This is a genomic window from Desulfosporosinus burensis, from assembly GCF_054657535.1.
This window is the reverse complement of sequence record NZ_BAAHYN010000009.1, coordinates 1-24,655: the sequence shown is the minus strand read 5'-3', so window position 1 is coordinate 24,655 and position 24,655 is coordinate 1. Positions and strand designations below refer to the sequence as shown.

27 protein-coding genes and 1 pseudogene are annotated in these 24,655 nt (G+C 43.0%); 1 reads left to right on the top strand and 27 read right to left on the bottom strand.

From position 1 onward, the window contains the following. Positions 1-8: 8 nt before the first annotated feature. From ACYQ3Q_RS16480 to ACYQ3Q_RS16385, 20 genes are all read right to left on the bottom strand, one after another. Positions 9-791 carry a phosphatidate cytidylyltransferase gene (locus ACYQ3Q_RS16480; RefSeq protein WP_459929626.1) on the bottom strand — a complete coding sequence of 261 codons (783 nt, stop codon included), beginning with the start codon at positions 789-791 and terminating at the stop codon, positions 9-11. Between the two features lie 9 nt (positions 792-800). Next, positions 801-1,565, bottom strand: a complete 765-nt coding sequence (uppS, locus tag ACYQ3Q_RS16475) for an undecaprenyl pyrophosphate synthase (protein WP_459929830.1) — start codon at positions 1,563-1,565, stop codon at positions 801-803. 525 nt (positions 1,566-2,090) lie between these two features. Beyond that, entirely contained in the window at positions 2,091-2,648 is a 558-nt protein-coding gene (frr, locus tag ACYQ3Q_RS16470; protein WP_459929625.1) for a ribosome recycling factor, read from the bottom strand. Then, positions 2,645-3,370 (bottom strand): UMP kinase, encoded by a 726-nt coding sequence (pyrH, locus tag ACYQ3Q_RS16465; RefSeq protein ID WP_459929624.1) that lies wholly within the window; start codon positions 3,368-3,370, stop codon positions 2,645-2,647. The genes frr and pyrH overlap by 4 nt, the downstream gene beginning before the upstream one ends. A gap of 101 nt (positions 3,371-3,471) precedes the next feature. Continuing rightward, positions 3,472-4,125 (bottom strand): translation elongation factor Ts, encoded by a 654-nt coding sequence (gene tsf, locus ACYQ3Q_RS16460; protein WP_459929623.1) that lies wholly within the window; start codon positions 4,123-4,125, stop codon positions 3,472-3,474. Between the two features lie 182 nt (positions 4,126-4,307). After that, the gene (gene rpsB / locus ACYQ3Q_RS16455; RefSeq protein ID WP_459929829.1) at positions 4,308-5,033 is read right to left on the bottom strand and encodes a 30S ribosomal protein S2; all 726 of its coding nucleotides are present in this window, start codon (positions 5,031-5,033) and stop codon (positions 4,308-4,310) included. A 184-nt stretch (positions 5,034-5,217) separates the two neighbouring features. Then, the gene (locus ACYQ3Q_RS16450; protein WP_459929622.1) at positions 5,218-5,667 is read right to left on the bottom strand and encodes a hypothetical protein; all 450 of its coding nucleotides are present in this window, start codon (positions 5,665-5,667) and stop codon (positions 5,218-5,220) included. Positions 5,668-5,691: 24 nt separating this feature from the next. Continuing rightward, positions 5,692-6,486 carry a GTP-sensing pleiotropic transcriptional regulator CodY gene (gene codY / locus ACYQ3Q_RS16445; RefSeq protein WP_459929621.1) on the bottom strand — a complete coding sequence of 265 codons (795 nt, stop codon included), beginning with the start codon at positions 6,484-6,486 and terminating at the stop codon, positions 5,692-5,694. Positions 6,487-6,537: 51 nt separating this feature from the next. After that, positions 6,538-7,923: an ATP-dependent protease ATPase subunit HslU gene (gene hslU / locus ACYQ3Q_RS16440; protein ID WP_459929620.1), complete on the bottom strand. Its 1,386-nt coding sequence runs from the start codon at positions 7,921-7,923 to the stop codon at positions 6,538-6,540. Positions 7,924-7,934: 11 nt separating this feature from the next. Further along, positions 7,935-8,465, bottom strand: a complete 531-nt coding sequence (hslV, locus tag ACYQ3Q_RS16435; RefSeq protein WP_459929619.1) for an ATP-dependent protease subunit HslV — start codon at positions 8,463-8,465, stop codon at positions 7,935-7,937. A gap of 86 nt (positions 8,466-8,551) precedes the next feature. Further along, positions 8,552-9,466, bottom strand: coding sequence for a tyrosine recombinase XerC (gene xerC / locus ACYQ3Q_RS16430; RefSeq protein WP_459929618.1), 915 nt, complete (start codon positions 9,464-9,466; stop codon positions 8,552-8,554). Between the two features lie 4 nt (positions 9,467-9,470). Next, a complete protein-coding gene (gene trmFO / locus ACYQ3Q_RS16425; RefSeq protein WP_459929617.1) occupies positions 9,471-10,784 on the bottom strand; it encodes a methylenetetrahydrofolate--tRNA-(uracil(54)-C(5))-methyltransferase (FADH(2)-oxidizing) TrmFO in 1,314 nt (437 codons plus the stop codon). 64 nt (positions 10,785-10,848) lie between these two features. Beyond that, positions 10,849-12,942, bottom strand: coding sequence for a type I DNA topoisomerase (gene topA, locus ACYQ3Q_RS16420; protein ID WP_459929616.1), 2,094 nt, complete (start codon positions 12,940-12,942; stop codon positions 10,849-10,851). Positions 12,943-13,189: 247 nt separating this feature from the next. Beyond that, a complete protein-coding gene (gene dprA / locus ACYQ3Q_RS16415; RefSeq protein WP_459929615.1) occupies positions 13,190-14,329 on the bottom strand; it encodes a DNA-processing protein DprA in 1,140 nt (379 codons plus the stop codon). Between the two features lie 53 nt (positions 14,330-14,382). Beyond that, positions 14,383-15,303 (bottom strand): non-homologous end-joining DNA ligase, encoded by a 921-nt coding sequence (gene ligD, locus ACYQ3Q_RS16410; RefSeq protein WP_459929614.1) that lies wholly within the window; start codon positions 15,301-15,303, stop codon positions 14,383-14,385. Continuing rightward, entirely contained in the window at positions 15,284-16,219 is a 936-nt protein-coding gene (locus ACYQ3Q_RS16405) for an ATP-dependent DNA ligase (protein WP_459929613.1), read from the bottom strand. Before ACYQ3Q_RS16405 ends, ligD begins: the two co-directional genes overlap by 20 nt. A 2-nt stretch (positions 16,220-16,221) precedes the next feature. Beyond that, positions 16,222-17,256, bottom strand: a complete 1,035-nt coding sequence (ku, locus tag ACYQ3Q_RS16400) for a non-homologous end joining protein Ku (RefSeq protein ID WP_459929612.1) — start codon at positions 17,254-17,256, stop codon at positions 16,222-16,224. A 130-nt stretch (positions 17,257-17,386) separates the two neighbouring features. Next, the gene (locus ACYQ3Q_RS16395; protein WP_459929611.1) at positions 17,387-17,779 is read right to left on the bottom strand and encodes a VOC family protein; all 393 of its coding nucleotides are present in this window, start codon (positions 17,777-17,779) and stop codon (positions 17,387-17,389) included. A 172-nt stretch (positions 17,780-17,951) separates the two neighbouring features. Continuing rightward, entirely contained in the window at positions 17,952-18,554 is a 603-nt protein-coding gene (locus ACYQ3Q_RS16390; protein ID WP_459929610.1) for a DUF3786 domain-containing protein, read from the bottom strand. A 146-nt stretch (positions 18,555-18,700) separates the two neighbouring features. Then, positions 18,701-19,531 carry a TIM barrel protein gene (locus tag ACYQ3Q_RS16385; protein WP_459929609.1) on the bottom strand — a complete coding sequence of 277 codons (831 nt, stop codon included), beginning with the start codon at positions 19,529-19,531 and terminating at the stop codon, positions 18,701-18,703. A gap of 223 nt (positions 19,532-19,754) precedes the next feature. Here ACYQ3Q_RS16385 and ACYQ3Q_RS16380 point away from each other — a divergent pair, with 223 nt between their 5' ends. After that, a complete protein-coding gene (locus tag ACYQ3Q_RS16380; RefSeq protein WP_459929608.1) occupies positions 19,755-19,940 on the top strand; it encodes a small, acid-soluble spore protein, alpha/beta type in 186 nt (61 codons plus the stop codon). 355 nt (positions 19,941-20,295) lie between these two features. Here ACYQ3Q_RS16380 and ACYQ3Q_RS16375 read toward each other — a convergent pair whose 3' ends face one another. The 7 genes and pseudogenes from ACYQ3Q_RS16375 to ACYQ3Q_RS16345 form a co-directional block, all read right to left on the bottom strand. Continuing rightward, positions 20,296-21,228: a prenyltransferase/squalene oxidase repeat-containing protein gene (locus ACYQ3Q_RS16375; RefSeq protein WP_459929607.1), complete on the bottom strand. Its 933-nt coding sequence runs from the start codon at positions 21,226-21,228 to the stop codon at positions 20,296-20,298. A gap of 341 nt (positions 21,229-21,569) precedes the next feature. Continuing rightward, positions 21,570-22,436 carry a GGDEF domain-containing protein gene (locus tag ACYQ3Q_RS16370; protein WP_459929606.1) on the bottom strand — a complete coding sequence of 289 codons (867 nt, stop codon included), beginning with the start codon at positions 22,434-22,436 and terminating at the stop codon, positions 21,570-21,572. Then, complete coding sequence (locus tag ACYQ3Q_RS16365) at positions 22,433-22,771, bottom strand: hypothetical protein (protein ID WP_459929828.1); 339 nt, start codon at positions 22,769-22,771, stop codon at positions 22,433-22,435. Before ACYQ3Q_RS16365 ends, ACYQ3Q_RS16370 begins: the two co-directional genes overlap by 4 nt. Positions 22,772-22,795: 24 nt before the next feature. Continuing rightward, the gene (locus tag ACYQ3Q_RS16360) at positions 22,796-23,023 is read right to left on the bottom strand and encodes an HD-GYP domain-containing protein (protein ID WP_459929605.1); all 228 of its coding nucleotides are present in this window, start codon (positions 23,021-23,023) and stop codon (positions 22,796-22,798) included. Next, positions 22,975-23,163 (bottom strand): diguanylate cyclase domain-containing protein, encoded by a 189-nt coding sequence (locus ACYQ3Q_RS16355; protein ID WP_459929827.1) that lies wholly within the window; start codon positions 23,161-23,163, stop codon positions 22,975-22,977. Before ACYQ3Q_RS16355 ends, ACYQ3Q_RS16360 begins: the two co-directional genes overlap by 49 nt. Positions 23,164-23,277: 114 nt before the next feature. Next, on the bottom strand, positions 23,278-23,850 hold the full coding sequence (locus ACYQ3Q_RS16350; protein WP_459929604.1) for a PAS domain S-box protein: 573 nt from the start codon (positions 23,848-23,850) through the stop codon (positions 23,278-23,280). Between the two features lie 499 nt (positions 23,851-24,349). Then, positions 24,350-24,496 (bottom strand): annotated as a pseudogene (locus ACYQ3Q_RS16345) (transposase domain-containing protein); the annotation flags it as partial. Between the last annotated feature and the right edge of the window lie 159 nt (positions 24,497-24,655).

The window sequence follows — 24,655 nt, the reverse complement described above, 5'->3', positions numbered from 1 at the left end:
TATTCACCTCACGATAGTAAGATTATTCCATAATATACCAATGGTATGACAAAGATGAGACTGTCGAAACGATCCAAGATTCCACCGTGCCCAGGAATAAGACTTCCAGAATCTTTAACCCCCGCACTACGTTTCAAGGCTGACTCAAACAGATCACCAATTTGGGCGCTGGTTCCAATGACAAGACCTAATATTATATACGTCATCCAGTGTGCACCACCGACAAATCGCCAAAAGCCAACAGCTATACCAATGCTAAACAATAATCCCCCTACCGAACCCTCTACAGTTTTCTTCGGACTTACATGGGGTGCTAACCGATGGCGACCGAATTGTCTGCCAATCAGGTAGGCACCTGTATCAGTAGCCCATACTAAAAATATAGTAAGAAAAGTCCATTCTATACCTCTCGGAAGCTCACGAAGTAAATAAAGATGGGATAATAAGATCACAGTATAAACAACAGACAGTATATTAAAGTTTGCCTCGTTAAGCGACGTTTTAGGATATGTTAAGGCAAGCCTCCCAAATCCAATTAGAAGCCATAAGAGAAGAGCTGGCAACATCCAGTCTCTTCCGTCGTTAAATAGACCCATTAACCATATAACCGCAAAGATGGTCGAAAATTTACGCCAAGAACGAATACCCATCTGTTCGCCAATTTGTAAAAATTCCCTCAAAGCTAACAAGGTTAACAAAGTGACCAAAAAGATGATATAGGATCCACCAAAATAGATTAATGCTAAAAAAATTGGAGCTCCTATCAAAGCACTCATTGTTCTTATAAACATGTCGTATCCTCAATCTGTATGTATTCCACCGAACCTGCGATCCCGTTTCTGATATGTTTTAATGGACTCAAGCAAGGCCTTCTCCCCAAAGTCAGGCCAAAGCTCTTTGATGATGACAATTTCAGTATAGGCTAATTGCCAAAGTAAAAAGTTGCTTAACCTCATTTCACCTGAGGTACGAATTAGCAAATCAGGATCTGGTATTCCTTTGGTAAATAGTTCTTGACTGAAGACATCCTCATTGATTTCCTCAATACGCTGCTTCCCACTCAAAACATCGCTACTCACCTTCTTGACGGCATCAATAATTTCAGATCGACCACCATAATTTAAAGCTAAGTTAAGAATGAGACCCGTATTATCTCGAGTTTTCTTTATTGAGTGCTCTAATTCGCGCTGCGCTTCTAGTGGAAGGTCCTTAATTTTACCGATGGTTCGAATGACCACCTTGTTTTGATGAAGCTCGTTGAGTTCTTTTCTTAAATACTCGGTCAGTAAAGTCATGAGTATACCCACTTCATCTTTGGGCCTACTCCAATTCTCCGTCGAAAACGCATAGACTGTTAGAACTTCAATCCCCAGCTCTGAACAGGTTTTAACGACTTTACGCAAGGCTTCTACGCCTGCTCGATGTCCCATTGATCGGGGAAGCCCGCGCTTCTTAGCCCATCGTCCATTCCCATCCATGATTATGGCTATATGGCGAGGAAGGCGATCCAGCGCAACCTGATCGTCAGAGTCCACTTTATTTCGTTTCCAAGCCTTGAGCCACATCATTACACCCCTTTTTCGATGTTCGATATTCGTGGTTCGTGGTTCGATTTTGAGACTTCATACTTTGTACTACGTACTACGTACTAAATACTAAATACATACTCCCTACCACTTAGATCGGACCACTTCCCCGTATTCGATGTTAATAGTTCGATATTCGTGGTTACATACTTTGAACTATGACCTAAAAACGGTACTCTGAACCACTTACATCGAACCTATTTCCCCATAGGCGATATTCGTTGTTCGTGGTCCGAAGTTCGAACCACGAATATCGAACTTCGAACTACGATTATAAGACCCCCTTTATAAGTTAGGGGGTCAATGACTGTCTTTGCGAAAAATTTTCGTGTGCTAATATAAAGTTCACACGGTCAGCAACTTCTCTGATACGGACAACTCTGCAATTTCCCCACGATTCCATTCTACCATGAGGGCGTGTAATTTGGAAAGCGTAAGGTCTTCCTAGATTTTCTATCTTAGGTTGAACCTCATTCCAACTTCGACCGAGCCAAGTCTGCATCATCATACTTGAGTGATTTCACTTTCCTTGGTCTCCAGCACACGTTCAATTTCTTTAATCATTTTGTCTGTCATCTTCTGCACATCATCTTGGGCCCGCTTGACCTCATCTTCGGAGGCTTCGTGATCTTTCTCTAGCTTCTTAAGATGATCATTGACATCTCGACGCACATTGCGCACTGCTACTCGAGCTTCCTCCGCCTTCTTTTTCACAGTCTTCACTAACTCGGCACGACGCTCTGCCGTAAGTTGCGGAATCATCAGGCGAATCACAATACCATCACTTGATGGGTTAAGCCCAAGATCTGATTTCATAATTGCTTTTTCAATAGCCGGAAGCACGGACTTATCCCAGGCCTGAATCACTAGCATTCTGGCCTCTGGTGCAGAAATATTCGCCAACTGATTAATCGGAGTAGGAGCTCCATAGTATTCAACCATTACTTTGTCTAAAACACTCGGATTAGCTCGACCTGCGCGAATCGTAGCGTACTCTTTACGTAAGGCATCAATCCCTTTATGCATCCGCTCATCCGCATCTTTTATGATTTCGGAAATCATTGACTATCCCTCCCAACATACGTTCCAATCGCATCACCCATGATAACACGGCGAATATTACCTTTTTTGGTTAGGTCAAAAACAATGACAGGAATATTATTGTCCATGCACAGTGAGGTCGCAGTGGAATCCATAACCCCAAGTCCTCGACTTAGAACATCCAAGTAGCTTAAGCGTTCAAACTTTTTAGCTTCAGGATTGAGGAACGGATCAGAATCGTAAACCCCATCCACCCTTTTCGCCATCAATATAACGTCTGCTTCGATTTCAGCCGCCCTTAAGGCAGCCGTTGTATCCGTCGAAAAGTATGGATTACCTGTTCCGGCAGCAAAAATCACAATACGCCCTTTTTCCATATGCCGAATGGCTCGACGGCGAATATAGGGTTCAGCAACTTGGCGCATTTCAATAGCCGATAAGACACGGGTAACGGATCCAGCCTTTTCTAAGGCATCTTGCAAAGCTAGGGCATTCATTACGGTTGCCAACATCCCCATGTAATCGGCTGTTGCACGGTCCATGCCTTGGGCGCTACCCGCAATGCCCCGCCATAAATTCCCACCCCCTACAACTAAGCAAACTTCAACACCCATCCCGCGAATTTCTGCTACCTGCTCGGCAACGGTAACAAGCATATCATGTTGGAGTCCAAAGCCTTGTGTACCTGCAAGCGCTTCCCCACTGATCTTTAGGACAACTCGACTATACCGTGATTTTTCCATGGATTAACCTCCATCAATCTAATTCTACGCCTAGAGAGAGAATTCCTCTCACATTCGAAAAAGAGAACACCGGGGTGTTCTCTTGATAGATTGTCTAGGTTTTAGCGATTTAATTCTTTCATAACTTCTGATGCAAAATCATCCTGTCGTTTTTCAATACCCGCACCTAATTCATAACGAGTAAAGCGACGAATAACAATGCGCTCCCCAATTTTTGCCACTTTATCGAGAACCAAATCCCGCACACTCTTATCAGGATCTTTGACAAAAGCTTGTTCCATTAAACATACTTCTTTATAAAACTTTTCGATCCGGCCTTCCACCATTTTTTCAATAATCTTTTCCGGCTTGCCTTCATTGAGAGCTTGCGCTTTAAGAATATCTCTTTCATGTTGGAGTACATCAGCTGGAACATCTTCTTTATTAAGATATTGGGGATTGGCAGCTGCGATATGCAATCCCATATCACGTACTAACGCTTTAAATTCATCCCCGCGAGCAACAAAGTCTGTTTCACAGTTGACTTCAATAAGTACACCAATTCGTCCACCACCATGGATATAGGACTCAATCGTTCCTTCAGCTGCAATACGACCACCCTTTTTAGCGGCGGCTGCTAGTCCTTTTTCACGGAGATAATCACAAGCCTTTTCCAGCTCACAATTACACTCTGTAAGTGCCTTTTTACAATCCATCATGCCTGCTCCAGTACGTTCCCTAAGCTCTTTAACTAGAGCTGCAGTTACCTCTGCCATAAGTAAACCCTCCTAAATTCGATGCACGAGGCGCGAGGCGCGACGCACGAAAAATATGTGATGTGTCACTGATCTAGTGAGTCATTGTAAGTATGCATTTAGTGATTTATAGTATGCGATACGAAATGTGCGAGGTACAAGGTTCGAACTTCGAACCTCGCGCCTCGCGCCTCGAACTTCGCTTACGCTTCGACAACGTCTCCAGCTTCTTCAGCCTCATCTTCAATAACATGTTGCCCTTCGATGATCGCATCCGCCATCTTCGCAGTCAGTAACTTGACGGCACGGATTGCATCATCATTAGCTGGAATGACTACATCAATTTCATCTGGATCACAGTTTGTATCTACAATTGCCACAATAGGAATCTTTAATCGGCGTGCTTCTGCAACGGCAATTCTCTCTTTACGTGGGTCAACGATGAATAAAGCATCTGGAAGCTTTTTCATGTTCTTGATACCACCCAAGAAGCGCTCTAATTTTTCCATTTCATGACGAAGTGCAGAAACTTCTTTTTTAGTAAGAACTTCAAATACGCCTTCAGCCTCCATACGCTCCAAAACACGCAAACGATCTACTCGCTTTTGAATCGTCTGGAAGTTTGTCAACATACCTCCAAGCCAGCGTTCATTGACAAAGTACATGCCACAACGGATGGCTTCATCTTTGACCGATTCTTGCGCTTGTTTTTTGGTACCCACAAACAGCATGGTACCGCCCTCAGTAGCAAGGTTGCGGACAAAGTTAAAGGCTTCATCCACTTTTTTAACCGTCTTTTGCAGATCAATAATGTAGATTCCATTGCGCTCCGTGAAAATATAGCGCGCCATTTTGGGATTCCAGCGACGTGTTTGATGTCCAAAGTGGACACCTGCTTCCAGTAATTGTTTCATAGAGATGACAGCCATGTTAAACCAACTTTCTTTTTTTGTTTTTTTCCACCACAGGTTCATCTCAAAACGCCCCTTGCCTCCCGACAAGGAACTAGCGTTTTAATCCCACTGCGTGTGTCATTAAGTCACACTGCAAATAGATTAGCATATTCTCAAGAGCTTTGCAATGAATTAGGCATAATTACAGTATTCAGTTTTATCACACAGCATTTCTCGAAAGGTTAGACCGTATATCGTAGTGCAGAATAAAATGCTCTAAGTCGCTCATTAATTCGGGAAAGGGGAAATAGAATTCACTCACGTAAAATAAGGCATTGTTCGTGCGAATTTGAGCTATTTCCTGCCCTTTTTGATCGAAATAAAAGGCAACTCGTCTAATATCTTGCGGTTCGAGGACCCGTTCTCCGAGCAGCGAGTGAAAAATAATTTGCTCATCATTAATTTTCACTCGTTTACTCTTCGCAATGACCCACAGCGCTAAGATGCCAAGCCCTGCAATGATATAGATTCCTATTAGTACCCTTAGTTCCATGATGGGTAGCTTACTGAAGACATGCACACTCCCAATAACAAGGGGATAAACAATCAGAAACACGAGCCCTGGTACCACAAGCGGTCTCATTAGGTAAACGTAATCATGTTCATCCATGAAATCACCCTCCTGCTAAGCCGTCTACTTCGTGTGTTTAGTTTGTTTTTCCAGTTCATCCAGCAGATAATCGTTAAGCACTCGGATGTAAGTTCCTTTCATGCCCAAGGACTTTGATTCAATTACACCAGCAGATTCAAATTTGCGCAACGCATTGACAATGACCGAACGAGTAATCCCAACTCGATCCGCAATTTTACTGGCAACCAATAGTCCTTCTCCGCCACCTAATTCAGCAAAGATGTGCTCCACTGCCTCAAGTTCAGAATAGGATAGGGTTCCCACCGCGATTTGAACGGCCGCTTTTTTACGGGCTTCTTCTTCTGCACGTTCTGCTTTAACTCGTAAAATTTCCATACCTACCACAGTTGCACCGTATTCGGCTAGTACGAGATCGTGTTCATTAAATTCCACATCATATTTGGCGAGTACGAGCGTCCCAACTCGTTCTCCTCCTCCTAAAATTGGCACAATAGTCGTCAGTTTATTTGTGAAACCACAGGGTTCATTACTATTAAACACACAGCCATTGGCAACTTGCGTCGTATTCGTAATCGTCGAACTAATTTTCATTAGACCTTCGTTATAGCTTTCAGGAAAGCGTTCAGTATGAATGACAATATCCTCCATGACTCCACAGACAAACCCTTCCATGAAACTATACCCTAAAATTTTCCCCCGACGTCCAACAATATAACAGTTGGAAATTACGGCCTGCCCAAGAACTTTAGCCATTTCTTCAAAATCAACCGGATTCCCTGCAGCACGTTGTATTAACTTATTAATGGTCCTCGTTTTGTCTAATAAAGTTGTTTCCATAAGGTCTAAATCCTCCTTAAATTACTTCCCATGAAGTATGTTAACTTGTTTTTATAGAATATAGCGCGCTAAATCTTGATTTCGAACCACATCACCCAGACGGTGCTCAACATATTCTCGATTAATTGTCACCGTATAATCGTCAGGCAGCTCAGATGCTTCGAAAGATAGTTCCTCGAGTACTTTTTCGACAATCGTATGGAGTCTGCGTGCCCCAATATTTTCTGTGGTCGAATTTACTTTGAAGGCAACTTCTGCCAATTCATCAATAGCATTCTCCGTAAAATCGACTACTATTCCTTCTGTCCCCAATAAAGCACTGTATTGTTTAATGAGCGATGATTGGGTTTCCGTAAGAATACGTTTGAAATCTGCCACACTTAAGGATTCGAGTTCAACACGGATCGGAAATCTCCCTTGCAGTTCAGGAATGAGGTCAGAGGGTTTGCTGACATGAAAAGCGCCTGCTGCAATGAAAAGGATATGATCAGTTTTGACCGGACCATACTTGGTTACCACAGTGGACCCTTCCACAATTGGGAGGATATCGCGTTGAACCCCACCCCTTGAAACGTCCGCACCACCGGCGCCTTCGCGCCCAGCAATTTTATCGATTTCGTCCAAGAACACAATTCCCTCTTGCTCTGTTCTGCGAATCGCATCCTGTACTGCTTCGTCATGATCAATCAAGTTTTGAGCTTCTTCCTGAATCAGAATCTTTCGGGCATCTCGGACGGTCACTTTTCTCTTTTTGTGCCGCTTCGGGAGCATTCCGGACATCATATCTTGAATATTCAAACCCATTTCCATCATGTTATTATTGCCCAGCATATCGGAAAGTGGCATACTCTCTTCAACTGAAATATCAATAACCTTTTTCTCTAAATCTCCTCGTTGCAAACGGTCTCTAACTAGCTTGCGTTCTTTTTCAATTTCAGGCGTGACTTCCGGTTCTTTTTCCTCATTTGATGACTGGCCGAATAACATCTGGAAGGGATTACTTGATGTACTCTCAGAGCGTTTTTCTGGCACTAACAGTTCAAGCAAACGTTTCTCGGCATTGACTGCCGCCTGAGTCTGAACTTGTTCTGTTCGCTCCGCCTTCACCATACGCAAGGAGATTTCGACTAAGTCTCGAATTATCGCTTCCACATCCCGACCAACATAACCTACTTCCGTAAACTTCGTGGCTTCAATCTTAATGAAGGGGGCGCGAACAAGCTTCGCCAAGCGGCGGGCAATCTCTGTCTTGCCAACGCCAGTGGGACCAATCATTAAAATGTTCTTGGGGATTACTTCTTCTTGCAATTGTTCTGGCAAACAAGAGCGTCGATAACGATTCCTTAAAGCAACCGCAACAGCTCGTTTCGCCGCATTTTGGCCGATAATGTGTTGGTCTAATTCACGAACGATTTCACGGGGAGTCAAACGGTCCATAGTCTCACCTCCTATAACTCTTCCACAGTAATTTCCTCATTAGTATAGACACAAATTGAAGCGGCTATAAGCATTGCTTCTCGAACAATTTCCGAAGTCGATAAATCTGAATGTCTTGCTAAAGCGCGAGCAGCTGCTAAAGCATAGTTCCCTCCAGATCCGATGGCGGCGATTCCATCATCTGGTTCAATCACTTCACCCGAGCCAGATACAATTAAAAGATTTTGAGTATCTGCCACGATAAGTAGTGCTTCCAGATTTCTCAGCATTTTGTCTGTTCGCCATTCCTTCGCTAGCTCTACAGCCGCACGCTGGAGATTCCCATGATACGCTTCAAGTTTTTGTTCAAACTTATCAAACAGCGTAAACGCATCCGCTACGGAACCCGCAAACCCTGTAATGACTTTTCCGTTATACAAGCGGCGGACCTTACGGGCCTTATGTTTCATAACGGTAGCCTGGCCAAAGGTTACTTGACCGTCACCCGCGATAGATACCTGCTCCCCTTTTTTCACTGCGACGATGGTCGTTGCATGAAACATAGATCAAACCCCCTTAAATAAAGTTTACTAGGGCATTTTCTGCGTGTCAAGCGAATTGTAGTCAATTTGCTTTTTTTTGTGAAAATTTATAGTGTCTTGGGCTTATTTCGTTCTTTTGCACGGGGATGGGCGCGAGTGAAGACTTCTTTAAGTCGTTCACGAGTTAGATGCGTGTAGATTTGGGTTGAGGATAGTTTCTGATGTCCCAGTAACTCTTGAACACTTCTTAGATCAGCACCGCCATCCAACAGATGGGTGGCAAAAGAATGACGTAGCATATGAGGATTCACGTGTTGTTCTAGACTGACCTTTGCGACTAGTTTGTCCAAAATTCTGCGAACTGATCTATCCGATAAGCGCGATCCCTGGTAATTTAGTAACAGCGCCCTCTGTTGATCCTTCCTCATTCCTAAATACCCTTCAATCGCCTGCCTAGCATAGTTGGTCACTGGAACAACTCGCTCCTTACTACCCTTGCCAAGAACGCGAATTAGCCCACTATCTAAATCAAGGTTCTCTCGATTTAAGCCGATTAATTCACTGACTCTTAATCCGGATCCATAGAGCAATTCTAAGATGACTCGATCTCGACAACCCAGTAAATTTGAGCAATCCGGAGCACGTAGTAACCCCTCAACTTGGTCTAGGTAAAGAAAATGCGGGAGTTTGCGCCCTAATTTCGGACTCGCCACCCTCTGCACCGGACTCATTTTAAGTAGTTCCTGACGGCATAAGAACTTAAAAAACGACCGTAACGAGGCAAGCTTACGGGCCATGCTTTTTCTCGCCAGCCCGTGTTGTGCTAAAACTCCTAGAAAGCTACGCACAATATAAACATCGATACTCTCAACCGTGACTTCTTCAGGTTCGAGACCTTGCTCTTGGGCAGCAAAGCGAAAAAACTGACCCAGATCTGTTTGATAAGCAACCACTGTGTGCTCCGACCGATTTTGGGAATATTGATACCCAGCAAATAAACCTAAGGCTTCATCCACCAGCACTTGCTTACCTCCCCAAATCCTCTCGTGCACAAAATTCAGCTAATGCTGCTAAGGCCCGTTCGGAGATTTTGGCATTTTTTTGGCGCTTGTCCCTGATTCGCTCGCTCAAAGGTGGTAGCAAGCCAAAGTTAATATTCATGGGTTGAAAGCTTTGACTAGGAGAGCCCTCTAAATGGCGAGCTAGTGCTCCTAGTGAGCTTTCCGCAGGAAAAACCAGTGTATCCAGCTGATTAAGACGTCGCCAAGCGTTCAAACCTGCCAGAAGCCCGCTGGCAGCAGACTCTACATACCCTTCGACGCCTGTCATTTGACCAGCAAAGAAAAGCTCTGGTTTTAGCCTGAGACTGAAATCTGCCTTAAGCACTTTCGGCGCATCGAGAAACGTATTGCGGTGCATTACGCCATAGCGCACAAATTCAGCTTTCTCCAACCCGGGAATTAACGAAAAAACGCGTTTCTGTTCCCCCCATTTTAAATGGGTTTGAAAACCCACCAGATTAAAGAGAGTTCCGGCTTGATTTTCCTTGCGCAGCTGTACTACAGCATGAGATTTTTTCCCTGCGCGAGGGTCGATTAAGCCAACTGGTTTTAAGGGGCCAAACGTCAGAGTCTGAATGCCTCGTTTGGCCATCACTTCAATCGGCAGACAACCTTCAAAAACCTTTCCTTGTTCAAAGCCTTGGATTTCAGCCATCTCAGCCTCTACCAACGCCTTGTAAAAAGCTTCATATTCTTCCCTCGTCATGGGACAGTTTAAATAATCGGCATCCCCTTTGTCATAACGGGATGCCCAAAAAGCCTTCTCTAAATCGATCGATTCAAGGGTTACAATGGGGGCAGCAGCATCGTAAAAAGACAAGGCTTGCTCCCCAGTTGCCTTCAGAATATCGTGCGCTAAATCTTCAGAGGTCAAGGGCCCACTTGCCACGATCGTCATCCCCTCTGGGAGAGAATGAACTTCTTCTCGGTGCACACGTACGTTGGGATGCTGTTCCAATCGTTTTGTAATTTCACTTGAAAACAGTTCCCGATCGACAGCTAAAGCACCGCCAGCGGGAACCGCGTTATGATCAGCCGCCTCCATGATCAAGGACCCCAAACGGCGCATTTCTTCTTTTAATAACCCAACGGCATTCTCTATACCCGCCCCCCGCAGCGAGTTGCTACAGACGAGTTCTGCAAATCGATCAGTTTGATGTGCGGGGGTAGTTTTTGTCGGACGCATCTCATATAAATTGACCATGATCCCGCGCTCGGCAAGTTGCCAGGCAGCCTCCGACCCCGCCAGACCTGCTCCGATGACCGTAATTTGTTGCATGAACGACTCGCTCCTTATCCCAGTAAACGCCTGAGAAACGTTACTTCTATCACTAGACCTTGTCTTAAGCTTCTTCTTCGATTACCTTTGTAAAGCGACATTCTGGATTTGTGCAGACATGTTTCTTCTGGCGTTTGGTTGATTTAATCACCATCAATTGCTGGCACTCTGGACAAGGATCAGGGGCTGGCATTTCCCAGGAAACAAAATCGCATTCTGGGTAACCGAGACACCCGAAAAACTTCCGCCCCTTCTTGGAGCGACGAACCACCAAGGGTTTAGAGCACGTGGGACAGTTTGCACCCACTTCTTCAAAGAGCGGCTTCGTGTTTCTACAGTCCGGAAAACCCGGACAAGCTAAAAATTTACCGTAACGCCCCATTTTTATAACCATATTCCTTCCGCAGCTCTCACAAAGTTCTTCGGAAACTTGATCTTCAATTTTTACCTTGCCGATTTTCTCATCAGCCTCAGCTAAAGTCACTGAGAAGGGCCCATAATAATCCTCAACCACAGACTTCCAAGGAGTATTTCCTTCTTCAATTCGGTCGAGCTTTGCTTCTAAATTAGCTGTGAACTCCAGATTCAAGATATCCGGAAAATGTTCCTTGAGCAGGGTTATGACTATGTCTCCCAGCTCGGTAGGCAGGAGTTGTTTCTCTTCTTTAACCACATACCCTCGTGTTTGAATGGTTTCGATGGTCGGTGCATACGTGCTCGGCCTGCCGATTCCTTCCTCTTCCATCTTGCGAACAAGAGATGCTTCTGTATAACGTGGGGGTGGTTCTGTAAAATGTTGCTTCTCTTGGAGTTTGATTAGGGATAGCTTCTCTCCAGCAGAGACGGAAAGCGTAAGTGAGTTTTGTTCGTCATCCGTTGTCTCGCCAGCATCTTTACCTTCTTCATAAACCGCTAAAAAACCTGGAAATCGAATGGTAGTAGCATTGGCCCGAAATAAGTAATCCCCTACTAAGCTCTCGACAGTCAAGGTATCCGTAATTGCTACACTCATCTGACTCGCAATAAATCGCTCCCAGATCAAGCGGTACAAGCGTAATTGATCTCGTGATAAAATCCCCTTCAGCATATCTGGAGTCCGCAAAGCTGAGGTCGGTCGGATAGCTTCATGCGCTTCCTGAGCCCTCCCCTTATTAGTAAACTGGCGCGGTTCAGGAGGATAATACTCGTCCCCATAGTGTGAAAGAATCCATTCTTTGGCCTCAGCTTGAGCCGTTTCCGCGATCTTGACGGAATCCGTACGCATATAGGTGATCAGACCCACCGTTCCCTCTTTACCAAGGTCCAGCCCCTCGTATAGTTGCTGAGCCAACATCATGGTCCGTTTCGGAGAAAAACTCAACTTGCGGTGCGCTTCCTGTTGAAGACTACTCGTAATAAAGGGAGGTGACGGTTGTTTTTTCTTTTCTTTGGTCCGAACCTCGGATACTTGAAAATCTTTTCCCTTTAACTCGGAAAGCACGCTTTCCATTTCTGCTTTAGAGGTGATGGCTATTTTTTTGCCTGACTTTTTAACTAGCTTAGCTAAGAACTTTCCTCCGGCAGATTGAAGATTAGCCGTTAGACTCCAATACTCTTCCGAGACAAACGCCTGTATCTCCTCTTCCCGATCGTCTACTAACCGAACTGCAACAGATTGGACCCTTCCTGCGCTTAACCCTTTCTTGATTTTACGCCAGAGCAACGGACTTAATTGATAACCGACCAATCGGTCTAATACCCTCCGGGCTTGTTGCGCATCCACCCGGGCTTGGTCTATCTGCCGTGGATGCTTAACAGCCGCTTGGATGGCTTGTTTCGTAATCTCGTGAAATTCGATTCGGTTTTTATCCCCTTGGTTAAGCCCCAATAAATGCGAAAGATGCCAGGCAATCGCTTCCCCCTCACGATCAGGGTCAGAAGCCAAGAACACCTTATCTGCCCCTTTAGCCGCAGCACGCAAATCCTTGATCAAATCTCCGCGACCACGAATCGCAATATATTTGGGTTCGAAGTCATGTTCTATATCCACACCCAATTGACTCTTCGGTAAATCCCGCAGATGTCCCATTGAAGCTTTAACCGTATAACGGCTTCCTAAAAATTTGCTGATTGACTTTGCCTTGGCTGGGGACTCTACAATCACAAGCGTCTTTGACATTCTTTCACCTCAATACATACTTAAAAAAACACTTAAATAACCCATTTTCTCGAGGTCGAGGTTCGAACTCGAATTTGTTTTCTTACGAAAACAAAAATTAAAGACATTTTGTTTGTAAATAATTTTAGGTTATCGTGAATTTTTCACTTCCACATACTACACTTATATCCAAATGGGTCTAATCTAAGTCCTTAGTTTAACATTTGGTAAAACTAAGCCCTATATTAACGCCTTTTTCATAGTATGTCTAGCACTCTCGTGCTAATACATAATGTTGACCCGGTAATTGTATGACTTTTCCGCCTAATTGCAGCTCCAATAATGCCAAGGAAATACTTGAAACCGAGAGGGTTGAATGAATTGTTATTTGGTCAATATGCAGAGGAACGTCACTTAATTGTTCTAGAATTAACTGATGTTCATTATCAGTTGATATAACTTCTTTGGGCAAAGGTTCTTTAGTCGGCGATATTTGGCCAACAAATTGGGACCCTAAAGGCAGTTCATGGCAAATGTCTTCAATTCCTTCCACGATTTTTGCCCCTTGGCGTAGTAAATGATGAGGGCCTCGACTCACCTCACTAAAAATAGGCCCTGGGACTGCAAATACTTCTCGCCCTTGTTCTAACGCGAAATCGACCGTAATTAAAGCTCCGCTTCTCTCTGCAGCTTCTACGACCACCACTCCGCGAGAACATCCACTAATTAAGCGATTTCGTGCCGGAAAATGGGCTGCATTGGGTGGAGCGCCAGGCACGAATTCACTGATCAAGGCACCCTTCTCCGAAATCCCCTCCGCCAATTTTTTATTTTCTAAAGGATAGATTCTATCTAAACCACAGCCTAGAAATGCCCAAGTGACCCCGCCATTGTCCAGCGCCCCTTGATGGGCTGCTGTATCAATCCCTCGGGCTAAACCGCTAACTATCACAAACCCCCGGGCTACAGCATCCCGAGCAAGCAATCTAGCCACCGCTTTGCCATAGGAAGTAGCTTGTCGTGAACCCACAATAGCAAGCCCTTCCGGACTCCCCTGCAACTGTCCCCGATAATATAGAAGCGGTGGAGCATCCGCTAACTCCGCCAGTAACCTTGGATAACCGATTTCATCCGGCGTGATAATCTGAATTCCTTGGTTTTTGAGAGCATCTCCAATCCGCTGTGGGTCAATCATTGACCTGGCCTTCAAAATTTCCTGAACCCATTTGTCCTGATGAAGGATTGAATGATATTGGCTTGTTGAAGCCTCCCATGCTTTAACGGCACTACCAAAATAAGCAATCAGACGCCTTAAATGCTGGCTTCCAACGCCTGAAATAGTGCGGAATGCTGCTCGAACTTGTTTTTCTTCTTCAGTTCCCAAGGCGCGCACCTCCTTAAGCCCCATTTCGGGGCGAAAGGACGTATCTCCTGCGTAGAGTTTTGTCGAATTTCAATCTTTCATGTAAAATAGCGTAGGATTGATGAGAAATCGTTCGTCTTAGTCATTATTGTGCTCAGATCACCCACTTTTTCCAACCGTTTTCGATAAGAGCGGACGTGAAAATCATCTGGATTGACCCCTTGAACTACCTCTTCCCAAAGTAAAGGGGCTGAGATATGTCCTAACCGTGTTGGTCGAACACTATAAATACCTGCCATGGTTCTCCCACGTCCATTTTGGAGATAATCGAGATAGACTTTTCCCTTCCGATTCTTGACACTACGTTCTACAGTACAAGATTCCGGCCGCTGAGCTGTAAGAAAACGGCAGATTCCTTCAATCCCTTTTTGAACCTCGGCGTAAGTAAACTGATCACTTAACGGTAACAAAATATGGACCCCTGTCGCCCCGGAGGTTTTGACCAAAAAATTTAACTTTAATTCGTTTAATATCTCCCCTAACCATAGCGCTACTCTAATTGCCTCCTGAAATCCGGCAGGGGGATCTGGATCCAGATCAAAAACAGCCCATCTCGGGAAATTCGGCTTATGGATACTAGACGCCCAAGCGTGAATTTCAATACACCCCAGATTCGCTAAATAGACTAAGGTAGCTAGTTGATCACAAACTAAGTAGGTTAAACCATGCTTGGAACGGGGATCTGAATACCTGGTTACCCATTCCGGTGCTTGGGGTGGACACTCTTTTTGGTAGAAATAGTCTCCATCAATACCCTCAGGATAACGAACCATGACAAAGGGATTCTGCTTCAGATGAGGCAAGATCAGCGAGGCCATCTCTGAATAATAGTGGATCAGTTCCCCTTTGGTAATTTCCTGCTCAGGAAAATACACTTTATCTAAATTACTTAAAGTAAGGGTTTTACCTTCAACGACTACAGCGATCGTTTGGTCCCTCTTAGTCAATGATCTGGGCATGACGCAATTTCCCTTCATCAGTCCATTCTAAAAATCGTGTTTTAAGAAGCGTAGTGGGCTCAACCCACCGTATCGTTTCCCCTCGACTAGGAAAGGGTCCCAGTCCCTGCTTAAAAGGGCTAGATGCCCTTTCTTGTAGCGAATTAACAGCCTCACTTCGTAAAATACGTGTTACACCGCTCGACACCGATCCTACGTACCCTAATTCTGTATTATGCATCATCCCTAAACAAACCGCTTGCAGATTATCCCCTTTGAACTTTATTCCCCCGACGAAAAAGGATTGTTCCTGCCAGTTTTTGATCTTCAACCAAGAGGAATCCTTGCCGCCCCGATATAAACTCGAGGGTACTTTAGCCACCATGCCCTCCAAGTTCATCTGTTCGATTCCTTGCCAAAGACTCATACCCTCTGTAAATGTTTCAATCTTATGAAACCGCTCGGAAGGCGGAATACAAGCTTCTAATAAATCTAGACGCTGACGCAATTGCTTTTGACGCCAATCTTCCCCCTCCCAAAAGAGAACATCGAAAATGACATAATTAACTTCCAGTTCTGGAAGTCTAAGGGATCGGCTATGTATTCGTCGCAATAGAGACGGAAAATGAGGGGTACCATTGCGCAAGACAACAACCTCTCCATCCAGCATACTTCCAGTCGGTAACCAGTCAAAGCACTGATCTAGTTCAGCAAAGCGGGCCTTGAATATTTTTTGAGCTTTTGTCTGAAAGAAAACTCCCTGTGTAGCTTTATAAGTAACCCATCTCATTCCATCCCATTTAACTTGATATAAGAACTCCCCCGGCGGGAGCGTCTCAACCCGCCTTGGTTCCATAACCTTGACGGGAAATTCAGGTTCGACCATACTTAGATTGGCTTCGAACGCTTGCTCTGAATTACCTATCAGTTCTGTCATACCTAGGCTTCCTTCGCATGTCGGGTCGTTCGTTTTCGTGGAGTCAACGAGGACTTCGGTTTGTCTATGGGATTTTCTGTAGGTTTGTCTGTAGATTTATCGAGTGGTTTATCTATAATCTCTTCTGGTGATTCGTCTCTGGGTTTATCTGAAGATCTAGCGGGACGACCTTCTGCCTTTGCGCCTTTTCCCTTTGAAACTCGCTTCATTGGTTTAACAGCTTTGAAAGGTCCTTCCACTTGATTGGCTTCTTCATTAGTTTTCAACTGACTTTTTTCATTTTCTGTTAAAGCAATACTTGCTCGCAAAGCTTCCATCAGATCGACCACTTTTCCTCCCTTAACAGGAGCTTCAACCTGATAGGTTTCTCCGGCTACTTTGCTTTCAATCAGCTGTACCATTTGCTCATGCAGTTCATCACGATATTTTTCTGGTTCAAACGGACGAGCTAAATTATCAATCAACTGACGCGCCATAGTCAATTCTGTCTCCGTCGGAACCACTCGATCCCACACCACATCCATATGCCGGATTTCCTTTGGATAGTGCATTGTTTCCATGACGAGGCCTTTTTCAAAAACACGCAAACAAGCTAAATGCTGCTTTGAGCGCATCGTAACACGGGCCAAAGCGACTTTACCACTTTCCTCCATCGCCTGGCAAAGTAAGCGATAGGCTTTCATGGCCGTTTCTTCTGGAGACAGGTAATAAGATTTCTGATAATAGATTGGATCTATCTCGGGCAAATTGATAAAATCGAGAATATCAATCGATCGACTCATGGGTTGTTCCAAAGACGCAAGGTCGTCCTCACTTAAAACCACATACCGATCCTTTTCATACTCAAATCCCTTCACTAAATCAGCCGTTTCAACTTCCATATCGCAGGTAGGACATTTTTTGATCGACCGAATCCGGCGGTTGCAGTCTTTATGAAGATAATTAAACTTAAACTCTTGAGACTCTGTGGCCGCATGCATTTTCACCGGAACATTCACTAAGCCAAAACTTATGGATCCTTTCCATAGCGTATGCATTTTAACACACCTCCTCGACTTAGTGTGAACAGCAAAGGATGTATTAATGCAACAAAAAAACTTCGTCTTGTTATGGACAAAGTTTAGCTTTAAATCGTACTATATTTATCTTTGCCACTTCTAGTGAAATCTACTTAATAGGATCTAGATAGTTAGCGATTTCAATTAGATTCCCATCTGGATCCTTTACATAGACAGATTTAATCGAGCCACAAGCCCCAATCTTCTCGATTGGACCTTCAATAACTTTAACCCCAAAACTCACAAAGTATTTTAACACATCTTCCAAAGGAACGTTTGTAATAAAGCATAAATCACTCGAACCTGGAGTTGGTTTTAGTGCTTTTGGTACAAGCTCCTTGCCTTCCTGATGTAAATTAATTTTCTGGTCCCCAAACATTAAGGCCTTACGACCTTCCCCAAACTCAACCACCGTCATTCCTAACACCTTTGAATAGAATTGGCAGGTCGAATCTATATCCTTAACCGTCAGGACAACATGATCGATCTTATGAACCTTCACACTTTCACCTCTTCCACCCGGATCACCCTATCTGAAATTCTGACCCAGCATTTTTGCTTCCAAAAGACAAAAAACAGCGAACGTTAAACGTATCTTTTCCCCAGCTAGAACCAAGCCAAGAGGAAGTTTCTTAGCTGAGTGAGCATATGAGAGGAATCTTGTTCAATGATCCCTATATCGCACTTATCCGCTTAAACCCGAATACAACCATACTGGCCAGGACAGCAAAATCCTCAGTGGGTAGAATAGAAGGGGCGGAGGCGTCGAATAGAATATTACCCGAGGCCGGGAATTCATCATCTGCTCTCCAAAGAATCAAGGACACTGGAATGCGTGGGAACACCCTGTATGTAACCCCTACGTCTCCAAGTCCATTGGAATGTCCTCCTAAACGCGATGCAACTTCAAGGAGCCTATCTGGATTAGAACCAAAAGTACGAACCAGCGGATCAATGGCCCGTCCAGTAAACGGTTTAATATACATGGCTCCGCCAGGAAATTCTTTGTAGGAAATGAGTGTCCCCACTTCTAAGGATTCACTGCGACTTGTTACGTAATGAAGTATCAATATTTGAGTAGCAATCGGTAATTCTCCGTCCGAAGCTTGGCTAGGCAAAAAATTTCCGCTGGGATAAGCTAGCTTAAAATGTTGGCCTAAAAATTCAAGAACCAGGGTATTGTCTTCCATTGAATAGCCCGAGCAACGTGCCATATCCTCTAAAGAACAAGCACGAAACTTTTCAAGTGCCACCTCGTGAGCTGCAGAATAATTCATCCTCTCTCCTCCTACCGCTACCCCCTGTTACCAGCCTGTAATGGGGCTTAATTCTTCTTCTATGTTACAATTCCAGGGTAACCGCTTGCCAGTCACTGACTGTCGTGTAACTAAGCTTTAACATGTGAAAAACGTTCTTAACTCGTTTAGCCGAGAGCCAAATACGTCTGTTGCAAAAGCAGAGCATCTTCTTCTAGGTTCGGACTTTCGCAAATAGCCAATCCTTCTACGCCAAAGGAATGACAAGCTTTCATTAACTCTTCAAACCGCAAGTCAGATGCCTTTAAGACAAGATGACGTTTCTCACCCTTTAATCCATATTCAATTCCCGAAATATGAAAATGAACGTTTTTTACCCAGCGATCCCCTAGCCCCTCTGCAGTCTCATCTAAAATCTCACAAAATTCGTCATAAGAATTATACCGTCCATTAGTCCGGGCATGAAGATGGCTAAAGTCGATACACGGTAAGACCCCGGGAACCTCTTGGGCAATCCGAATCGTTTCTGCCAAATCTCCGAACTGGGTCCCTTTTCCAGTCGTTTCTGGACGAAGAATAACCTCATTACCCTCCGCATCGAGGGTCTCTCGCACGAGGGTAAGTTCTCTGACCACCCTTTCTAAGACCACCTCTGAGGAAGTATCATGATTAAAAGCAGGATGAAAAATGACGCTCCGCACACCGAGAATCTGTGAAATTCGCGAGGTATGTATAATTCGATCCCTGCTCGCCGTAATTTTCTCAGGCTCACGGGAGTTTAAATTAATATAGTAAGGGGCATGACAACTTAGAGCAATCCCTTCTTCTTTGGCCACTGCTCCAACTTTTCTTGCCTTTTCTTCACCCATGCGTACCCCTTGTACAAATTCTAATTCTAAGGCACCAAGCTGTAACTCACGAATACGGCGTACTCCACCTTCACTAGATCGATCCGTCGAGGAAAGTGGGACTCCAGCTGTTCCAAATAATAATGGCAAAAGAGTTCACCCCATTGTATTTTTTTCTCACATTATATCCCCTTTCTACAAAAAAGCCAATCAGCTGAAGAAGACAAAGGTTCTGTGTTTTTATCTCTAATTTCCAATTAAAACTTAATGGTCGATTACATAATGTCTCAAAAATACAGATATACTAAGAACACTTTCATCAACCTACAGAGGTGTTGAAAGAAACTGTCCAATTTGAAAGGAGGATTCCTAAATGTCAAGACGACGTAATAGCATCATGTCTAGCCAATTAAAAGAAGAAATTGCTCAAGAGTTAGGTTTTGCGGGAACCCTTCACCAAGAAGGATTTGGAGGAGTTTCTTCAAGAAACTGTGGTAACATGGTGAAAATGGCTATCGAATTGGCGGAACGTAATCTTCCAGGGAAAAACATGACGTAATTAATAAAGAAATCTACTAACCAGAGCCGAGCATTTAATTATGCTCGGCTCTAAAATTCCCAACAAACTCAAAAAATCTAATAGAGCAATATGGCTTCTACATCGATCCGATATAACCCCTCAGTAAAATTTTCCTTCCCACGTCGCTGCTTAATGACGCATTAGTTAGATTATTTGTTTTATAAGTTAGCATTTAATTCAACATAAAACTGCCTTTTCCCTCTAAATTTACCAAAGAAGAGAATATTTCTATCCCTGTAACTTTCGAAGAATGGAATATTTAAATAAATCGAAAGAGACCAAAGACGATTTCTCTGATCTCTGGTCTCTCCCTTATAAGTCTAAGCTCTACCCCCTAAGGCGTAATATTTTTTAGGATTCGTAACGCCCTCAGAGTATTCCACCTGCTTGGTTCACCTACTTTCTCCATCTCAAAATGAACTTCACCTGGATGTTTGGCCTGCATGGGCCATGTTCCATCAGCACTTTGTTTCATTTTAATAAGATCAATAGCCTCTTGCATTCTTGGATCATGAGGAACGTCCCCCAGATGAAAATAATCAAGTGCCCTTAGCACATCATAGCGCCATCTCGAAGGGTAAGACAACATAAGCATTTTATTATCGATGATTTCTCCTGTCTTATCCGACTTAAACAGTCTATGCTGCAATATAAATTCTCTTGATTTAAGCTCGGCTTCTCGTAATTCAGATAATCGATAGCTATATCCGTTCTTTGAATACTCTAAAATCCCCTCAATGACTGATATCGTGGAGTGTAAGGAACTGTGTACTGCACCTTTTCTGTTGAATCTACAGTTAAAACCACCATCATTCATGTTTTGTAACAAAATAAAATCAATAATCGAATGTAAATTAGCTTCGTTTACACCAAAATACGAAGCATAATTTAAGACCATACCATTAATACAAACGTCACTTTGCTTTATAGTTCTAGATGGATTAATTCCTCCATCTGGACCTTTTTCATATTTGAAGATCGAACTAAGATTTTCCTTTATCTCTCTATTATCAGGAGCTATTGAAATATTTTTTAAGTCTAATAAAGTATAATGCATATTAATCCATTTAGACTGATAGAATCCCTGTCCCCCATGACCATTTAAATGCCGACTATTTAAGAATTGTTTTCCCCAGCCTTCAAATTGAATGCGAGTTCTTAGTGCTCTTAAACTATTTGTATCTGTTTCAAGTATATCCCTGTGAGTTTGATATTGTATCACAACATCACCTTCCAAAAGCCAGTCAATTACTTTAGTTGATATCATCCTTTCAACTCCCCTCCCCTTATAAACCTACTGCCGGGAAACATCTAATCCTCATGGCAAACTCTAACTTTGACACACTAAGCGTAAACGCAAATTTGAACCTCTGGCTTCCGAGCGTTTGTAATATCATCTGATTTCGGCCTCCATTAATTGGAATAATGACCCATTCGCCAAAAATACTAATATACCTTTATTAAAACCTAATTTATCAACAAGTTTCGTTTCATGGATAGGTGTGAATTTCAAACGGCTTCATAACATAGAGAAAAACTGTTTTGGTCACTTAACATGGAGTTAATTTCTTTTTCATTGTGTCCTCCTAATACACGTTCCCGTCACTGCTATGCTATTTCATCTGAACACTTATTTTCAGCCGTTAAAAGTGTTGAGTTCATCTTTTTAGCTTCTGTAGATTTTAGGCTCGCAATCGTTATCAGTTGTTCCATTGTGCTCCATGGATCATCATCACGTTCTTCATGTCGTCGTCCCCCAACAATTCCTGCCGAAATACTTACCTTAATGCCTCGGACAAAACTGTGCTGGGCTATAATTTCTGCCAAACGATATGCTAATGCAGCTCCTTCGTCCAAGTGTTTTGGTAACAAAACAGCAAATTCGTCTCCTCCAAAACGACATAAAAAGGCCTCCGATGGGATATTTTCTCTTAACAATTTGCTTACTTCAATTAAAATCATGTCCCCGATTGTGTGACCGTAAGTTTTATCAATAGTGCCAAAATCGTTCATATCAAAAAATACAATGCTGACTTCTTGTTTATTTTCCAGGAGTCGAACACCATGATAGTATATGTAATCACTCTTATAGAGCCCGGTTAACAAATCTATATGAGACCCAAGTTGTATCTCGATCAAGTTGCGGGACAAAATACCTGATAACCGTCCTTCTTCCTCTACTAAGAAGACATCCAATCCGGTCTCTTCAAAAAGTTCTTTAGCTTGCCAAAGAGGCATTTCTGCAGGAACTGTGACCGGTTCCCCTCGCAAAACATCCGCAATGATTCGATTGGGATGTGTTCTTAATAGCTCCTTGTATGTTATTACTCCCACCAGATTGCCCTCATCCATGACCGGACAACAACCATTTTCTGTTTCCAATAAAAACGACCTTATCTTGGAGACTCCATCCAATATATCCACTGCGTAAAATTCTCTAGAATAAATATCTTTAACACGCTTTATGTTGATCATAAATCGATAGATTTGCTGACATGTACAGTTATGTTCATTTGGGCTTTAATAATCGTGTTTTCATCAACAATCTTTCCCCCTTCATCTAAAATAAACTCACTTAATTTTTCTTCAGGGATCATGTTCATAAGCGCAATGCGTACTACGATGGCCTCTATGACTGGGTGGTCAACCTTAATGATCTTGTATTGATCCGGACTGAGGACATCAACCATCCTTTTTAATGCCTCTGAACCTATAGGTGCATTACGGCCCACAATTACAACGTCTTGTAAAGGAGGCATTTCAAATTCAGTCAGATGCATTTGGATTTCTGCTTTTTTGGATTCTTTCATAACGCTCACGGTAGACCTCCATTTTTATTTTTCAGTAAATATTCTTGAAATTTCAGGATCGAACTGTGTGCCGGCGTTTTCTTGAATTTCTTTCAAGGCTTGTTCCTCACTCAAAGCATTTCGATAGGGGCGCTCGCTGATCATGGCATCGTAGGCGTCAGTAAGGGCTATAATTCTTGAAACCCTTGGAATAGCTTCCCCCTTTAACCCCTTTGGATAACCTTTACCTCCATTTTTCTCTTTGTCTCCCACCCAAAGGATATACTGACACCAATGGCATTAACAAGGACATTTGAATAAAGTTCTTTTATTCTTCTTACTATTTTTTCTGCCTCTTCAGTATTAGTCTTTGGCAGAAGAATGACAAATTCATCTCCCCCCCAGCGGGCGATTATATCATCTGTTCTGCACGCACCTTGAATTGCCTTCGCTGTAAGAAGCCTTGCTAAGCCTTAAATCAAAGATTTTCATTGACGAAAGTTCTTTATAGGTATACCCATAAATTCTTATCGCAGCATTTCTTTATCCATGAACAGCATAGCATCGTTGGCTTTTTCAGCGAGAACCTGATATTTTTGTAGCCTTTCATATAACTGGTTTCGCTCGGTCATGTCAATTCCTATTCCGGCAAAATACAGTTTGTTATCAATAGTTACTGAACTGGCAGTTAAGTACATGGGAATTTTTGTACCATCTTTTTTTTGCAAATTGGCTTCAGCATTCCCATATCCATTCTGGTTAACCATGTCAATTCCTTCTAAGATAGCCGTTTGACTCTTTTCATCACCTTTATACCAATCCAATAAATTCATGTGGGCTAGCTCTTCTGAGGAATACCCTGTCATCTCCTCGTGTTTCTTGTTCCATCTCATCAATTTATTTTCTAATCCCTCATTTAATTTCTTAATTTCTTCTTCAGCCTTTTGACGTTTAGTAATTTCCTCTTCAAGCATTGCATTGCTCTCTTCCAGCTCTGCATTCATCTCTTCCAGCATGGCATTGCTCTCTTCTAATTCTACATTGATCTCTTCAAGTTGTGTGGTTCTTCGCTTTATCCGCATTTCAAGTGCACTATTCAAATTTTTTCTAATTTAGAATGTATCCTTTTATTTATTTCATGAACTCTACGCCGGTAAGTTTCCTTTCGCGATCAGCGGCTACGGCGATACTCTATCCTACGCCGGTAAGTATTTCTTTTGGGATCACGGCTTCGGCGATACTCTCCACAGGAGACTCTCGTACAGGAGACTCTCGTACAGGAGACTATCATATCGAAGTCTCCATGTTCAGCTTTAGCTGAACGGTTATACTAATCTTAATTCTATTTAATATTCATTTTATTTAGTTAGTTTTATTCTACATATACTTCTTATATCCTCTTATCTTAGACAACATATTTTCCATATATTTCGCCCTGTAATCTATTTACGAATAATCAATGAGAAAAAAAGAGACCCAAATCTCACACTCTAACCAGTAGTGATTTTAAGTCATCTTGTGAAACAGAGGTAAGCGTAAAATAAACCCCACCTCGACAATATCAAGGTGGGGACTCAACTCTTTCAATTTACTTTTTACTCGGCAGGAAATCGGTAAGGAATCGGACCACGGGAGTAGTTGATCCAAGGCCTTTTTATCTTTGGTGTCTATGTTAGGAAGTTTCTCAAAGATATAGCTGAGGTAGTGGAAGGGATTCAAACCATTCTCCTTCGCAAAATTTATCACCTTCTTTTAAAAATATGACTCCCTTAAATTTTTCAAATTTAAGGACACACACAATTAATAAGAGATACTTATTAATAATATAATAACTAATGATTTCACTTATACCAAGTTAAGTCTTATGCTTTGGATAGTCAAAATAAGTAAGAGGTGATTTAATCT

What these genes read in the sequence shown, in the direction of transcription:
- ACYQ3Q_RS16380 (WP_459929608.1), top strand. Translation starts at nt 19,755, where the DNA reads ATGTCAAGACGACGTAATAGCATCATGTCTAGCCAATTAAAAGAAGAA.
- ACYQ3Q_RS16365 (WP_459929828.1), bottom strand. Translation starts at nt 22,771, where the DNA reads ATGAAAGAATCCAAAAAAGCAGAAATCCAAATGCATCTGACTGAATTT.
- topA (WP_459929616.1), bottom strand. Translation starts at nt 12,942, where the DNA reads ATGTCAAAGACGCTTGTGATTGTAGAGTCCCCAGCCAAGGCAAAGTCA.
- ACYQ3Q_RS16375 (WP_459929607.1), bottom strand. Translation starts at nt 21,228, where the DNA reads ATGATATCAACTAAAGTAATTGACTGGCTTTTGGAAGGTGATGTTGTG.
- ACYQ3Q_RS16450 (WP_459929622.1), bottom strand. Translation starts at nt 5,667, where the DNA reads ATGGATGAACATGATTACGTTTACCTAATGAGACCGCTTGTGGTACCA.
- ACYQ3Q_RS16405 (WP_459929613.1), bottom strand. Translation starts at nt 16,219, where the DNA reads ATGACAGAACTGATAGGTAATTCAGAGCAAGCGTTCGAAGCCAATCTA.
- hslV (WP_459929619.1), bottom strand. Translation starts at nt 8,465, where the DNA reads ATGTTTCATGCAACGACCATCGTCGCAGTGAAAAAAGGGGAGCAGGTA.
- rpsB (WP_459929829.1), bottom strand. Translation starts at nt 5,033, where the DNA reads ATGGCTGTCATCTCTATGAAACAATTACTGGAAGCAGGTGTCCACTTT.
- tsf (WP_459929623.1), bottom strand. Translation starts at nt 4,125, where the DNA reads ATGGCAGAGGTAACTGCAGCTCTAGTTAAAGAGCTTAGGGAACGTACT.
- ligD (WP_459929614.1), bottom strand. Translation starts at nt 15,303, where the DNA reads ATGCCCAGATCATTGACTAAGAGGGACCAAACGATCGCTGTAGTCGTT.
- uppS (WP_459929830.1), bottom strand. Translation starts at nt 1,565, where the DNA reads ATGTGGCTCAAGGCTTGGAAACGAAATAAAGTGGACTCTGACGATCAG.
- hslU (WP_459929620.1), bottom strand. Translation starts at nt 7,923, where the DNA reads ATGGACCGTTTGACTCCCCGTGAAATCGTTCGTGAATTAGACCAACAC.
- dprA (WP_459929615.1), bottom strand. Translation starts at nt 14,329, where the DNA reads ATGGGGCTTAAGGAGGTGCGCGCCTTGGGAACTGAAGAAGAAAAACAA.
- trmFO (WP_459929617.1), bottom strand. Translation starts at nt 10,784, where the DNA reads ATGCAACAAATTACGGTCATCGGAGCAGGTCTGGCGGGGTCGGAGGCT.
- ACYQ3Q_RS16390 (WP_459929610.1), bottom strand. Translation starts at nt 18,554, where the DNA reads ATGAATTATTCTGCAGCTCACGAGGTGGCACTTGAAAAGTTTCGTGCT.
- ACYQ3Q_RS16480 (WP_459929626.1), bottom strand. Translation starts at nt 791, where the DNA reads ATGTTTATAAGAACAATGAGTGCTTTGATAGGAGCTCCAATTTTTTTA.
- codY (WP_459929621.1), bottom strand. Translation starts at nt 6,486, where the DNA reads ATGGAAACAACTTTATTAGACAAAACGAGGACCATTAATAAGTTAATA.
- ACYQ3Q_RS16370 (WP_459929606.1), bottom strand. Translation starts at nt 22,436, where the DNA reads ATGATCAACATAAAGCGTGTTAAAGATATTTATTCTAGAGAATTTTAC.
- frr (WP_459929625.1), bottom strand. Translation starts at nt 2,648, where the DNA reads ATGATTTCCGAAATCATAAAAGATGCGGATGAGCGGATGCATAAAGGG.
- ku (WP_459929612.1), bottom strand. Translation starts at nt 17,256, where the DNA reads ATGCATACGCTATGGAAAGGATCCATAAGTTTTGGCTTAGTGAATGTT.
- pyrH (WP_459929624.1), bottom strand. Translation starts at nt 3,370, where the DNA reads ATGGAAAAATCACGGTATAGTCGAGTTGTCCTAAAGATCAGTGGGGAA.